This is a genomic window from Vibrio japonicus, assembly GCF_024582835.1.
GTDB lineage: Bacteria > Pseudomonadota > Gammaproteobacteria > Enterobacterales > Vibrionaceae > Vibrio > Vibrio japonicus.
Genome location: NZ_CP102096.1, coordinates 1925600 through 1940190, shown reverse-complemented (window position 1 = coordinate 1940190; position 14591 = coordinate 1925600). Strand labels below are relative to the sequence as shown.

13 protein-coding genes are annotated in these 14591 nt (G+C 45.9%); 8 read left to right on the top strand and 5 right to left on the bottom strand.

Translation table 11 applies throughout. The features are described 5' to 3' along the window. The first annotated feature begins 5 nt into the window (after positions 1 to 5). From cyoB to rlmM, 8 genes are all read left to right on the top strand, one after another. Entirely contained in the window at positions 6 to 2045 is a 2040-nt protein-coding gene (gene cyoB, locus NP165_RS09175; protein ID WP_257083672.1) for a cytochrome o ubiquinol oxidase subunit I, read from the top strand. After that, positions 2035 to 2637 carry a cytochrome o ubiquinol oxidase subunit III gene (gene cyoC, locus NP165_RS09170; protein WP_257083671.1) on the top strand — a complete coding sequence of 201 codons (603 nt, stop codon included), beginning with the start codon at positions 2035 to 2037 and terminating at the stop codon, positions 2635 to 2637. The genes cyoB and cyoC overlap by 11 nt, the downstream gene beginning before the upstream one ends. Next, on the top strand, positions 2637 to 2948 hold the full coding sequence (gene cyoD / locus NP165_RS09165; protein WP_257083670.1) for a cytochrome o ubiquinol oxidase subunit IV: 312 nt from the start codon (positions 2637 to 2639) through the stop codon (positions 2946 to 2948). Before cyoC ends, cyoD begins: the two co-directional genes overlap by 1 nt. Next, positions 2909 to 3823, top strand: coding sequence for a heme o synthase (gene cyoE / locus NP165_RS09160; RefSeq protein ID WP_257083669.1), 915 nt, complete (start codon positions 2909 to 2911; stop codon positions 3821 to 3823). Before cyoD ends, cyoE begins: the two co-directional genes overlap by 40 nt. 396 nt (positions 3824 to 4219) lie before the next feature. Beyond that, positions 4220 to 5128, top strand: a complete 909-nt coding sequence (locus tag NP165_RS09155; protein ID WP_257083668.1) for a transcriptional regulator GcvA — start codon at positions 4220 to 4222, stop codon at positions 5126 to 5128. Next, positions 5121 to 5759 (top strand): alpha/beta fold hydrolase, encoded by a 639-nt coding sequence (locus NP165_RS09150; RefSeq protein WP_257083667.1) that lies wholly within the window; start codon positions 5121 to 5123, stop codon positions 5757 to 5759. Before NP165_RS09155 ends, NP165_RS09150 begins: the two co-directional genes overlap by 8 nt. Beyond that, on the top strand, positions 5749 to 6147 hold the full coding sequence (locus tag NP165_RS09145; protein WP_257083666.1) for a DUF423 domain-containing protein: 399 nt from the start codon (positions 5749 to 5751) through the stop codon (positions 6145 to 6147). The genes NP165_RS09150 and NP165_RS09145 overlap by 11 nt, the downstream gene beginning before the upstream one ends. Continuing rightward, positions 6144 to 7235, top strand: a complete 1092-nt coding sequence (gene rlmM, locus NP165_RS09140; RefSeq protein WP_257083665.1) for a 23S rRNA (cytidine(2498)-2'-O)-methyltransferase RlmM — start codon at positions 6144 to 6146, stop codon at positions 7233 to 7235. Before NP165_RS09145 ends, rlmM begins: the two co-directional genes overlap by 4 nt. A 62-nt stretch (positions 7236 to 7297) precedes the next feature. On the opposite strand, the gene xni is transcribed toward rlmM, so the two are convergent. From xni to queF, 5 genes are all read right to left on the bottom strand, one after another. Further along, entirely contained in the window at positions 7298 to 8077 is a 780-nt protein-coding gene (gene xni, locus NP165_RS09135; RefSeq protein ID WP_257083664.1) for a flap endonuclease Xni, read from the bottom strand. Positions 8078 to 8141: 64 nt separating this feature from the next. Next, positions 8142 to 9506, bottom strand: a complete 1365-nt coding sequence (gene ppnN / locus NP165_RS09130) for a nucleotide 5'-monophosphate nucleosidase PpnN (RefSeq protein WP_257083663.1) — start codon at positions 9504 to 9506, stop codon at positions 8142 to 8144. Positions 9507 to 9668: 162 nt separating this feature from the next. Continuing rightward, positions 9669 to 11234, bottom strand: coding sequence for a GGDEF domain-containing protein (locus NP165_RS09125; protein WP_257083662.1), 1566 nt, complete (start codon positions 11232 to 11234; stop codon positions 9669 to 9671). Positions 11235 to 11322: 88 nt separating this feature from the next. Then, complete coding sequence (locus NP165_RS09120; RefSeq protein WP_257083661.1) at positions 11323 to 13617, bottom strand: tetratricopeptide repeat protein; 2295 nt, start codon at positions 13615 to 13617, stop codon at positions 11323 to 11325. A 14-nt stretch (positions 13618 to 13631) separates the two neighbouring features. Next, positions 13632 to 14477, bottom strand: coding sequence for an NADPH-dependent 7-cyano-7-deazaguanine reductase QueF (queF, locus tag NP165_RS09115; protein WP_257083660.1), 846 nt, complete (start codon positions 14475 to 14477; stop codon positions 13632 to 13634). Positions 14478 to 14591: the final 114 nt, after the last annotated feature.

The following is a 14591-nucleotide window of genomic DNA, read 5'->3' as shown; positions in this document are numbered from 1 at the left end:
TCACAATGTTTGGAAGATTAACTCTGGATTCAATTCCATACCACGAGCCGATCATCGTCATTACGCTTGCCGTTGTGGCGCTAGTGGGACTAGCCGTGGCTTTTGCGGTAACCAAAGCCGGAAAATGGCAATACCTATGGAATGAATGGTTTACGTCGGTAGACCACAAAAAACTTGGCTTCATGTACATCGCTGTGGCGATGCTGATGCTTGTACGTGGCTTTGCTGACGCTGTGATGATGCGTAGCCAGCAGCTACTTTCTTCTGCGGGTGAAGCTGGTTACTTACCGCCGCATCACTATGACCAAATCTTTACTGCGCACGGCGTGATCATGATCTTCTTCGTCGCGATGCCGCTCGTGATTGGTCTGATGAACATCATCGTGCCGCTACAAATCGGTGCGCGTGACGTGGCTTTCCCGTATCTGAATAACTTGAGCTTTTGGCTGTTTGTTGTCGGTGTCATCCTGACGAACATGTCTTTGGGCTTAGGTGAATTTGGTCGTACCGGTTGGTTGGCGTATCCGCCGCTTTCTGGTATCGAGGCGAGTCCGGGAGTCGGAGTCGACTATTGGATTTGGGCGCTGCAGATATCTGGTGTCGGTACCACGCTAACGGGCGTGAACTTCTTCGTGACTATTTTGCGTATGCGTACACCGTCAATGCCTATGATGAAGATGCCAGTGTTCACTTGGGCGTCACTGTGTGCCAACATCCTGATCATCATCTCGTTCCCAATTCTGACGGTAACCATCGCGCTACTGACGCTGGATCGTTACCTAGGGATGCACTTCTTTACCAATGATCTTGGCGGCAACGTAATGATGTACGTCAACCTGATTTGGGCATGGGGCCACCCAGAAGTGTATATTTTGGTGCTACCAATCTTTGGTGTGTTCTCCGAAGTGACCGCAACCTTCTCGCGTAAAAAGCTATTTGGTTACACCTCACTTGTGTGGGCGACGATCGTCATTACGATTCTGGCGTTCGTGGTTTGGCTGCACCACTTCTTTACCATGGGTTCTGGCGCGAACGTGAATGCCTTCTTCGGCATCGCCACAATGATCATTTCTATCCCAACCGGGGTGAAAATCTTCAACTGGCTATTCACCATGTACAAAGGTCGTATTCGTTTTACGACTCCGATGATGTGGACAGTAGGTTTCCTAATCACCTTTACCGTTGGCGGTATGACGGGCGTATTGATGGCGGTACCGGGTGCGGATTTCGTTCTGCATAACTCTGTATTCCTAATCGCGCACTTCCATAACGTGATTATTGGTGGTGTGGTGTTCGGCTGTTTCGCGGCGATCACTTACTGGTTCCCGAAAGCGACCGGTTTCACCATGAATGAAACTTGGGGCAAACGCGCGTTTTATCTGTGGATTGTCGGTTTCTTGATGGCGTTCCTGCCGCTTTACGCGTTGGGCTTTATGGGTATGACCCGTCGTCTGAGCCAAGACATCAACCCAGAATTCTTCCCACTATTGGCTATCGCAGCCGCTGGTACGGTTGTGATTGCTCTGGGTGTATTGTCCCAGTTCATTCAAATCTACGTGAGTATTCGTGACCGCGAGCAAAACCGTGACCTAACGGGTGACCCGTGGGGCGGCCGTACTTTGGAATGGGCAACATCTTCACCTCCGCCATTCTACAACTTCGCTCACCTGCCAAAAGGCGATGTACTGGATGCGTTCTGGTACCAGAAACAAAGTGGCGAATTCGACCCAATGAAAGAAGTGGAGTATGAACGTATCCACATGCCTAAGAACACACCAACAGGTATTTATGTCTCGGCTTGGGCGCTGGTCTTTGGCTTTGCAATGATCTGGTACATCTGGTGGCTGGCGGCTGCAAGCTTTGTCGGTATCGTCGTCACTTGTATTCAACATAGCTACAACGAAGATGTGGATTACTACGTAGAAGTGGAAGAGATAAAAGCGATTGAAGCAGAACGTAGATCACAGCTTGAAGAAGCGAAGAACACAACAACCGTAACTGAAAATGATAAGAAGGATGATCTGGAGGTGACCTATGCAAACTAATATTGCAGCTCATCATGACCACGATCACCACCATGACACGAATGGCAACAAGCTGTTTGGTTTCTGGGTTTACCTGATGAGTGACTGTGTATTGTTCGCGACTTTGTTTGCGACTTATGCCGTGCTGTCCAGCAACTCGATTGCCGGTCCAACGGGTAAAGAGATTTTCGAACTGCCTTTCGTGTTTGTTGAAACCATGCTGCTGCTATTTAGTAGTATCACTTTTGGTTTTGGCATGATCGCGATGAAACGAAACGATGTGGCTGGTCTAAAGCGTTGGATGCAAGTTACCTTCGCGCTTGGCCTAGGCTTTATCTGCATGGAAATCTACGAGTTCCATCACCTGATTGCGGAAGGTTACGGCCCTCAAGCGAGTGCATTCTTATCGGCGTTCTTTACGCTAGTTGGGACGCACGGCTTACACGTGACATTCGGTCTAATTTGGTTGGCGGTGGCCTATCACCAGCTTTCAACCAAAGGACTGAACGACAACATGGCAATGCGCTTTAACTGCTTGAGCCTATTCTGGCACTTCCTAGACATTGTTTGGATTTGTGTCTTTACCATCGTTTACTTAATGGGGGTGATGTAATGGGCCAACATGTAGAAACAAGTTCGTCGGATTACGTAAAAGGTTTCTTGGCTTCGTTAGTCTTAACTGTGATTCCTTTCTACTTTGTTTGGGCGCAGTCTCTGCCAGCTTCAAGCACGTACGCGATCCTATTTGCTTGTGCCATCGTTCAGGTTTTCGTTCACTTCAAATACTTCCTGCACATGGAAGCGAAAACCACTGAAGGCCGTTGGAACTTGGTATCGCTAATGTTCACGGCGATTGTTGTACTAATCCTGATCGCAGGCTCGGTTTGGATTATCTACAACATGAGCGTCAACATGAAGTTGTAGGCCAAGGTATGCTGAAAAGTTATTTGTCTATCACCAAACCGGGCATTATTTTCGGCAACCTGATTTCTGTTGCGGCGGGGTTCTTCCTCGCCGCTAAATCAGAACCTGCTAGCCTGACGTTGTTTTTTACAACGTTAGCTGGAGTGGGACTTGTGATTGCATCAGGTTGTGTGGTGAACAATATTTTTGACCGCGATATCGATCAAAAGATGGCGCGTACTCAAAACCGTGAATTGGCGAAAGGGAATATCAATCTTGATATTGCTTTTGTGTATGCTCTGGCTCTACTGATGGGTGGAACAGCGTTACTTTATCAACTGGCAAATCCACTCGCGACCGTTGTTGTCCTGTTGGGCTATGTGTACTACGTCTTCTTTTATACGATGTGGTACAAACGTAACTCGGTCTATGGAACCTTGGTGGGAAGTATTTCTGGCGCGGTACCACCACTGGTGGGTTATGTTGCGGTAACCAACTTCATCAGCTTAGAAGCGATTTTGCTGTTTACCATGTTCTGTTTATGGCAAATGCCGCATTCGTATGCCATTGCGATGTTCCGCATGCAAGACTACCGAGAAGCGGGCATCCCTGTACTGCCAGTTAAAGAAGGTATTCAGAAAGCACATCGCCATATGAAGGCATATGTGTTGGCCTTTGGTACAGTTTCATTGGGACTGTTTTTGCTCGGTGAAGCAGGGTATGAGTATTTGGCTGTTTCAGCGGTTGTTTGCTTTATGTGGACAAAAGTGACGTTTAGTAAGATTGATGACCATAATTATGTGAGTTGGTCTAAATCGGTATTTAAAGTGTCATTGCTGGTGGTGATGAGCATCAGTGGCGTGCTAGGGCTCGAACTCATTCCCGCTTTCATTTAAATCACTGCGTATTTACTTCAGTTTTCGTCGCTTTTTGGATTGAATGCCATCTTCTGAAAAGTGACGGCTTCTCTTAAATCCCTCCTGCTGTTTCTGGCGCATAAAAAAACACCGCCATATAGGCGGTGCTAAAAAATTTGACAGACAGGTCAAAATAAATACAGGAAGTATGTTTCGTTACTCTAATGCAACGAAACGATGGTAGGAAACCTACCTAACTCGAAATACGAGTTTGCAAACACAACATCGCAACAAAAGGCCAATTGATTCAACGAGGAATCAAGCCGTTCTGGCTTTTGCTGCGGGAGGGAATATAGAATTTCTCTGGTCGTCAGGCAATGGACATTTTATAATGTTTCAGATAAAAAAAACTAATCCAACGTTAGGAAAAGCGCCATGTCTAGACGATTGCCTCCATTAAATTCACTCAAAGTGTTTGAGGCTGCTGCACGTCATTTAAGTTTTACTCGTGCTGCTGAAGAGCTGTTTGTTACCCAAGCGGCGGTCAGTCACCAAATTAAAGCGTTAGAAGAATTCCTTGGCTTAAAGCTATTTCGTAGAAGAAATCGCTCTTTGCTTTTGACTGAAGAAGGGCAAAGTTACTTTTTAGACATTAAAGATATCTTCACCTCCTTAGCAGAAGCTACTGATAAAGTTCTAGAGCGCAGTGAAAAAGGTGCCTTGACCATTAGTTTGCCACCCAGTTTTGCTATTCAATGGCTCGTTCCACGTCTTGCGGACTTTAACCAGCAGGAGCCAGATATTGATGTTCGTATCAAAGCGGTGGATATGGATGAAGGATCATTGACTGATGACGTCGATGTGGCCATTTACTATGGGCGTGGTAATTGGCCTGGTCTTCGCTCTGACAAGTTGTACCAAGAATTCCTAATTCCGTTGTGTTCCCCTTCGCTGCTTTTAGGTAGCAAACCATTAGAATCACTAAGTGACTTAACCAAGCATACGTTACTGCATGATACGTCTCGTAAAGATTGGAAACAATTTGCTAAGCAGAACGGTATAGAAGGTGTGAATGTCAATCACGGACCTATCTTCAGTCACTCTACAATGGTGTTGCAAGCGGCGGCTCATGGACAGGGCGTCGCGTTGGGAAACAATGTACTCGCGCAGCCTGAACTGGAAGCGGGTCGATTAATTGCCCCGTTTGACGAAGTGTTGGTGACAAAAAATGCGTTCTACGTTGTATGCCACGAGAAACAAGCTGACATGGGGCGTATCGCAACATTCCGTGACTGGATGTTGGCGAAAGCTCAAAGTGAACAAGAGGTATTATTAGATGAGTGATTACCTGATTGATGGTGAAAACGGCCAGCCAATATTTCTTTTTGCTCATGGCGCAGGGGCAGGAATGGACCATGAATTTATGGCTTCGGTGGCTCAGGGATTAGCAAAGAAAGGGATTCAGGTTATACGCTTTAACTTCCCTTATATGGCTAAGCGCGCTGAAGATGGCAAGAAGCGCCCGCCGGACAGAGCGCCAAAACTGCTTGAAGCCTATCAACAAGTTATTTCCGAATACGCGAAAGACAAGGCGATTGTTATCGGCGGTAAATCAATGGGAGGTCGGATGGCGAGTTTACTGGCTGACGAAGAAAGCGTTGCGGCGGTGGCTTGCTTAGGTTTTCCGTTTCACCCGCCAGGTAAGCCGGAAAATTATAAAGGCGAGCACTTGGCAACGGTGAAGAAACCTCTGCTTATTTTACAAGGCGAGCGAGACACCTTTGGCAAGAAAGAAGAGTTCGGTGAGTTTGCACTATCAGAGAGCGTGCAAGTCGAATTTTTGCCAGATGGCGATCACAGCTTTAAACCACGTAAAAGGTCTGGCTTTACTGAGCAAGGCAATATCGATCTGACAGTGCAGCGCATAGCGACGTTTGTCTTCGATGTGTATGGTGAGGTGTACGGTGAAAAGTAATCACATTGTCGCGTTTGGCGGCGTTTTTGCGGGTGTAGGTGTGGCGTTAGGCGCTTTCGCGGCACACGGGCTGAAAAAAGTGTTGCCACCTTATTTAATAGAGGTGTTTAACACAGGAGTTCAGTATCAATTTATTCATGCATTGGCTATTTTGCTCTGTGGAATCCTGATCCGTTCTTCTTTGACTGAGAAATCACAAAAATATTTCGCCCTCGCTGCGATTTGCTTTATCATCGGCATCTTTTGTTTTAGCGGCAGTCTATATGCGCTGGCCATAACCGGAATTAAATGGTTTGGCCCGATTACACCGTTAGGTGGCATCACCTTTATGTTGGGGTGGGGACTGTTCGTGTACGCAGCACTACAGATTAAAGAGGTGAATCAGTGAAACAGCTAATGCTCTACTGCCGTTCGGGTTTCGAAAAAGAGTGTGCAGGAGAAATTCAGGATCGCGCGACACAACTGGAAGTCTTTGGTTTCCCTCGTTTAAAGAACAATACTGGCTATGTACTGTTTGAATGTTACCAAGACGGCGATGCTGAAAAGCTTGTTAAAGGGCTAGATTTCAAATCACTGATTTTCGCTCGCCAGATGTTTGCTGTGGCGACTGAAATTCAAGACTTGCCGCGTGAAGACCGTATCTCTCCGATTCTGGAAGATCTCAGTGATGTGGAAAGCATGCCTCGTTGCGGTGATATCCGTATTGAAACGCCAGACACCAACGAAGCGAAAGAACTGCTGAAATTCTGCCGCAAGTTTACCGTACCTATGCGCCAAGCGATGCGTGGCAAGGGGATTCTATTCCCTAAAGACAGTCCTAAGAAACCTGTGCTTCATATCTGTTTTGTTGCGCCGGGTCATTGCTTTGTGGGCTACTCGTTGCCGTCTAACAACTCTCAGTTCTTTATGGGTATTCCGCGCCTTAAGTTTCCAGCCGATGCGCCAAGCCGTTCAACACTTAAGTTGGAAGAAGCTTTCCACGTGTTTATTCCACGCGAAGAGTGGGATGAGCGTTTAGCGCCAGGCATGTGGGGCGTTGACCTGGGCGCATGTCCAGGTGGTTGGACATATCAGCTTGTGAAACGTTCGATGTTCGTTCACGCTGTCGATAACGGCATGATGGCCGATAGTCTGATGGAAACCGGGCAGGTTAAGCACCATCAGGAAGATGGTTTTAAGTTTGAGCCTGCGCGTAAAAACGTGACTTGGCTTATTTGTGACATGATTGAAAAACCATCCCGAGTTGCGCAATTGATGGGTGAGTGGATCATTAGTGGTTGGGCGAAAGAGGCCATCTTCAACCTTAAGTTGCCAATGAAAGGTCGTTATGACGAAGTATTGGAAGATATCGAAAATCTGAAAATCTTCCTTAAAGAACACGGTGTGAAATACAAACTTCAAGCGAAGCACCTATACCACGACCGCGAAGAAATCACAGTACACGTGCAGTGTCTGTCGAACATCTCCCCGCATTAATCGCGCTATCGATACGAAAAAGGCTCTGATTTCAGAGCCTTTTTTAATGTCCGTAATTTGTCTTAGACTTCGTTAGGGCCGTTAAAGCGCAAGTCTTGCAGGTTGAAACCCAATTCAATATCGGTCTTAAGTGCGGAGACTTGTTTACATTTACGCGCTGATTCAATGTGCTCATCCAGCTTCTTCCTATATTTGGTAGGCAGATCATCACTGGCGTATGCTTGCTCAATGTTGTCGAACTGGTTCAGAATTTCTTTCGCTGCCTTTGGGCCAATACCGGGGACCCCAGGCACTTGGCTAGAGCTGACACCTGCTAATCCCCAATAATCCGCCAATTGTTCCGGTTTAACGCCAAACTCTTTTTCAATAAAAGGGGCGTCTAACCAGCGGTGCTGGAAATAATCTCGAATTTGGAGAGTCGGTGAGAGCAACTGACAGTAGCCTTTATCGGTAGAGATGATGGTCACTTTTTCGTTGTGGCTGGCGACCTTCATCGCGAGAGTTGCGACCAAATCATCCGCTTCGTCACCGTCTGAAAGCAGCGAATCGATGCCGAGTTTCCACCAAGCGTCCTGAATCGATTCCAGTCCTTTCATCAAAGGCTCCGGCATCGGTTTTCGGTTTTGTTTGTATTCAGGTAGCACCTCGGCTCGCCAGCCACGGTCTTGTAGGTGGTGGTCAAACACCGCAATGATGTGTGTTGGCTGAGACTCGTTGATGATTTTAGTCAGTGTCCGAGTAGTGGTGGTGATCGTTCTTGCTATATCGTTAGGATCGGGCTGGACGGAGTGCACGCGGCGAATGAGATTGAGAGCGTCGATAATAACAAGATGAATAGACATAAAAAGCAAAATATAAGGGCAATTAAGCCCTTATTGTATCGGATGAGGTTTAGATTACCAGCGGCTAGTCACCAGTCTTGATTCGGTAACATGGCTCGTAAGCCGTACCATCAGGTAATTTCATGCGGTGTTGCTCGACGAAGTCGCGTAGCAGCCTGTCCATTTTCTTCATTAGACTCGCGTCACCATCAAGCGCAAATGGGCCGTATTTTTCTATCTCACGGATACCATCGGCTTTCACGTTACCAGCGACAATGCCTGAAAATGCTTGGCGCAGTGCGGCTGCAAGATTTTCCGGACGTTGGTTCAGGTGTAGATCCAAACTCGCCATGTTTTCGTGTGTTGGTTCAAATGGTAATTGGAACTCCGGCTCGACTTTAAGCAACCAGTTAAAGCTGTAAGCATCGCCTGTAGCCTTACGGTGCTGACGAACGTCTTCCATACCTTGCTTCATAATCTTCGCTACTCGCGCAGGATCATCAATGACTATTTCATAATGTTTCTGCGCTGTTTTACCTAACGTGTCACCGATAAATTGATCGATAGATCGGAAGTAGTCTTCACTCTCTTTTGGACCTGTAAGAACGATTGGGAGTGGTTGACTGGTATTTTCTGGGTGCATCATGATACCCAAAATATACAGCAACTCTTCCGCAGTGCCCGCACCGCCGGGGAAAATAACGATACCATGAGCCATGCGAACAAATGCCTCTAGACGTTTTTCAATGTCAGGCATGATAACGAGCTCGTTCACAATCGGGTTTGGCGGCTCCGCAGCAATGATCGACGGTTCAGTGAGACCAAGGTAACGTTGGTCGTAGTAGCGTTGTTTAGCATGGCCAATCGCCGCGCCTTTCATTGGCCCTTCCATTGCACCTGGTCCGCAACCGGTACAGATGTTCATTTCTCGCAAACCAAGCTCATGGCCGACTTCACGAGTATATTGATATTCAACGGCATTAATGGAGTGACCGCCCCAGCAGACGACAAGGTTGGGATCGATTCCCGGTGTCAGTGCCCCAGCATTTCGCAAAATACCAAACACTAAGTTGGTGACATGACTAGCGTTGGTGAGATTAAGGCGCTGGTTGTCTGCCAAGTGCATGTTGACGTAAACAATGTCACGTAGTACCGCGAACAAATGTTCTTGAATCCCTTTAATGATTTGCCCATCAACAAAGGCGTGCTCTGGCGCATTAGTCAGTTCTAGTTTAATACCGCGTTCACGGCGCACCACATTAACGTCGAAGGATTTGTATTTTTCGAGCAGTTCTTTTGAGTTGTCAGTATGGCTACCAGAATTCAGTACAGCTAACGTACAGTTTCTATATAGCTGGTAAAGATCACTGGAGGCGGTTTTCTTAAGGCGCTCAACTTCAAGTTGAGAGAGAAGATCCATACTACCAGCAGGACTAATATGAGTGATCATAATATTCTCCTTGACTAGGGTCATACTCTCCGTGTGTCGCTATAGGAGCCTGAGGAGAAATAGGCGTAATTCACTTTGACTATAACGAACGGGTAACATTTAGCTTAGCACGCTTTCAGTAACAAGATGTTAACTTATTGATATTTATATGACATTGATGCGTTAATTCCAAACGAACTGGCTAGGGCCAATGGACTTCGCTTTTCTTAGACGCAGGTTGAGTTGGTCTAATACCTCTTCTGGGGTATCAGAGTCTTTAAAGTGGCTACTTGCAGCAGAAAGTGTAATCTTCAGGTTCTGCTCTTTGAACTTGAAAGGCAATTTAGACACTTGCTGCTGAATGGACTGCACCAAGCTATAGCAGTCTTTATTTAAGCGTTTAGGCAAAATGAGGATAAACTCTTCGCCCCCAAAGCGAGCAACAGTATCGCCATCTGTTAGTGCATTTTTTATTGTGCGTGCGATGATTTTGAGAGCTTTGTCGCCTGCCGCGTAACCAAACCCGTCATTAATCGTGCCAAAACCATCGATATCAAACAGGATGATGTGGAGGTCATGCTGATTTTTTATCCAACGACGATATTCAATTTCTAGACGCTCGTTGAAAGAAGTGCGCGTATACACTTTAGTCAGTGGATCAAGTTGTATTCTCTGCTTCTGTTCATCCAAGCGGCGGCGATAATCTTGAGTCAGTGTGAAGAGTGCTTCAATCTGATTTTTACCATGCACCATGCGATCCAAAAGCGCTTGCTCTCTACTTTCTGCGTGGTGGAGACGTTCAGAGAGAGAATTCAGTTGGTCAAGTAAGGGCGCGAGCTCATTTCGTAGGGTGTCTAAGTGTGTTGCTGACTTAACTTTCGCGTCGGCTTTTCCGATGACCCCAGATAACTCCTCGTTAATCTCATGCCTTTGATCTAGGTAACTTTGAGATTGCTGCGTGTTTTTCTCGGCAGCGCTTACTGACGTTGAGAGTGATGCGTTAACCTCGTTCAAAAATTGCTCTGACGCCTTGCGCTCGGTATGCGTCCCTTCAACAACCAGTTTGAGTGTTTGAAGCGTTAATTCTAAAAGCGTGTGTGTATTTACGCCGACCAGCAGCTTTGCTCGAATGTCTGCCAGCAACTCACCCGATTCGCATTCAAAATCAATTTCAGTGATGAGGTGTTGTAGTTCATCTGAAAGTTTAACAAGTAGCTCTCGGTCTGTGTTTTTTGAAATTTCATTGAGTGGAGTGGAAGGGTTGGCTGCAATGATTTTGACAGAACGTTCGTACAGAGCAATGAGTTTAATTGCTTGCTCTATATTCGACATTTGTTGACCGTTTGAGTAGCTAAGAAGCTCTCGGAGATCTCGTTTAATTTTTAGAGGAAGGCCAGAAACGCGAAGCAGTGTTTCTCCGCTGTGTTTTATCTGCGAATCTAAGTGTTCTGTCTCTTTATCCATAGCCAAGCCTTGTTGTTTCAGCAAACGTTCTAATATTGCCAGCTTAGGGATCAACGAGCTGATGTCTTGTTGTTGTTCTACCGCTTGCTTCAGCTCAATTAAACTAGCTTTTAGTCTTGGGTCTTCACTTTTGTACACCGTCGTCATAGAAGCAATGATGCGCTTAAGCACCTTCTGCTCTCTAGTAAATTTGAACGAGGTATCTTTCTGTGTCAATCGAACTTGGTTCAATTGTTGTTGAAGCTTTTCAAGCTGTGACTGAAGATCGGATTCTTTGGAGCCCATAAAAACTAAACTTACAGACTGGGCGATGAAAACTCGCCCTTATTAATTAATTTATTGATAATAACAAATTAATTGAATCCGTCACGACTTACAACGTTTGATTGATGGTGTTTCCATCATCTTTTAATAGTTTTTTGATACTGTCCTCATTCTTATAAGAAGAGTGAACTTTGATCAGTCCTTGATTAATGGAATGTTTACAAGCATTACGAATATTGCCCGTCGCTAAACTTGCCGCAGGGGCATTTTCGATCGCTTTTAGGTACACCCATTGGCTGGAGTGTTCTTTCATGCTCAACGTGCGAGCGGTGCTGGCGGCCATAAGTAAAACATCGATTAGTTCTTTGTCATTAACCGCTGTGTACGCCCTAGGTAGGAAAGGATAGTCTGCCATACCCATACGAATGGTGCGATTGATGTGTTTTTCAGGTTTAAACTCTGTAATCCACTTTTGCACTTTGTTAAACACGTCTTCAGGGTCTGTGCCTGCTTCGCTGTTACGTTCTATATAAAGTAGGTTCGCATCAGAAAAGTGATAGATACGGGCTGGGTGCTGTACACGCTCTTTGAGATACTCGCCAAACTCATGTTCGAGTTTTAGGCCTTCTTGGTAGCCATGTTGTAAGTACATGTTGCGTAAAAAGGGCACGTCAATCATCACAAAACGCAAGCGATCGTTTAATGGCTCATGAATCAGCTCACCGACATGCCATTTTTCAAATTTGCTAATACTCTCTTCTAATGATGCAGGGAGTTTTGCATTCAGCATACGCAAATTCTTAAGACCAGATCGAGAGTGAGTGAATAAGTTTTCGTTTAACTCATCCAGTTCCTCGCGCTGTAGGCTGATAATGTGTCCACGTCGGAAAACAAACAGCAGCAAAAGGAAACAAGCGGTAAACAATGCGAATGAGATCTTTTGGAACTTGCGGAAATCTTCTTTTGTTTGATCAAGCTCGACTTGCTGTCCAGTTAGATGCAACGTCTGTTCAACAAACTCTTTCTGTTGCCTAAATGCATCTTCACTGATCAGGTCGAGTTCTCGCTGCTCAATGTGAGTTAAAGAGTTAAACTGCTTTAAGTACTCCAACGCATTTTGGTAATCACCACTTAACTCGTACCCGGTATAAATAAGCTGGTAAGCCTCTTTTTGCGTAGGGAAATCCTGTAACGCGAGCGCAATACCTAAGGCTTGTTTTGCTTTCAATAGTACGGTTTGGGCATCATTTTGGTTGTTTGCAAGACCGGCCTCCAGTAGCAAGGCGCGAGCTTTTAGCTGCGGAACATCGGCATACTCTAGCAGCGTAAGCGCTCTATCAAGATACTGTTCCGCCAAAGGAAAGTTCACCAAGTTTAAGTAGGTCGCTGCGAGAGAGAGGCGGATATCAATGATACTTTCTACATTATTTTGCAGCCGTTCATGATCCATGGCATTAAAGTACTGAACAAGCGCGAGATTGTACTTTCCTTGGGTGAAGTAGATATCTCCCATGCGTTTTAAGATAGGTGTCAGTGCTGGTGAATTCTCGTAGTTGTCGTAAAAATCAGCCGCCTGAGAAAGGTGCTCATTTGCTTTGTCCAGAACCTTACGCTCGTAGAAAAGCTGACCAAGGGTTTGATTGACTTCCGCAAGAGAGACGCCGGAATTGCTCTCTATCGCTGTCCAATAACTTTTTAGCAGTTCAGAAAGTGCTAAATTGTACTGCTTGTTGTGGAGGTAGTGCTTACCTACTGTCGTGTGGTAACTAATCTCTGTTTTGCTGGATGATGAGGCATCAACAAATGCTTTGGCTTCAGCGTATAGTGTTTCAGCTAGGGCGCTTTCTCCTTTTGACGAAGCAATGTCTGCTTTTAACATGGTCATTTTGTATTGAAGACCACGCGCGAGTTGTGGAGAGTTTTGAATGGCGTTAAACGACTCCTCCCATTCAACTAACGTGTTTCTAGCTGCTAATGCATTGTCAGAGATCTTCCAACGTAATCGAATTTCAACAAGGTTCACATCAAGCAATAGGTATGGCAGGTTGTAATTCTTGGCGAGTTGCTCAGCCTCGTTCAAATGTTGTAGCGCAGCATGTGGATTACCTAAATTGAACTCGGCGCGAGCCAGAATTCTCAACGCATCAATAGTGCTGCCCGGTGAGCGAGTTCGGCTGTCACTTTCGTCGCGAGAAACAGATGATGGACTCTGCTCTGTTTTATCAGACAAAGTACGCTGGGTGAGATAACGGTTGGCAAGCTGCTTTGATTGTTTCGGCACAATATCAACTAGCCCGTTTGCTTCGTTGAGCATGGCGGAAGAGTAAAGTGTTGATGCCGCAACTTGTGTCGTTATAAATAAAGCGCATGCGCTTATCCAGCGCGCCCAGCGTATTTTAGCCATCCTGAATGAGTTCCTTATTGACGAGCCATGCGTTGGTTGTGAGTCGGCTGAGTCTGCTCTGTTGAGCGGTATGGATTAATATCCAAGCCACCACGTCGCGTGTAACGAGCGTAAACCGTCAGTTTTTCTGGCTGGCAGTACTTCATGATGTCGGTGAAGATACGTTCAACACACTGCTCGTGAAACTCGTTGTGCTCACGGAAGGAAACAATGTAGCGCAATAGGGCTTCTCGGTCGATTTGCTTACCCTTGTATTGAATTTCAACACTGCCCCAATCTGGTTGGTTAGTGATCAGACAGTTGGACTTCAATAGATGGCTGTGTAGGCTCTCTTCAACCACGTTCTCTTTGACCGCGTTTTCGATGAGGGTGTCGTCGAAGTCATAACTTGAAATTTCAATGTCTTGCTCGTCGATACACTCTCCATCCATAGTAACAATGAGAGAGTCGGTATAATCGACCACTGAGCGAACGGTTACGCTCACTTCTTCACCTGCGCAGGCAGATAAATCTCTGGTAAGAGTCTGTTCTACTTCATCCCAGCTGACAAAACGTGTTTGATTAAAGCTGTTTAGGTAGAGCTTGAAAGATTTCGATTCAATCAAGTTCTCACTGGTCGCGGGAATAGAAACTTCACCGATGGCGACTTGAGGCAAACCTTTTTCGTTTAACCAAGACAATTCATACAGCGTCCAGATGTCGCAGCCTTTAAACGGCAGCTCGTCGCCTAATTCAAGGTCATTTCTGTTCAGGCTGCGAGGTACTGGCTGCAGTAGAGAGGGATCATATTGGTTGGCATACTCGGTCTTTTGACCAAGAGTTAGACCCGCCAACTCTTTTGCATCAGAATATTTGCTCATACTTAGGTTCATTTTCTATTAGAATGGCGAGAATTTTACGAAATCCCGCGCCTAAAAGCGAATACTGATACCAATCTCAGTCTGTCTTACACTGACATAAGTTTGGTGAATCTA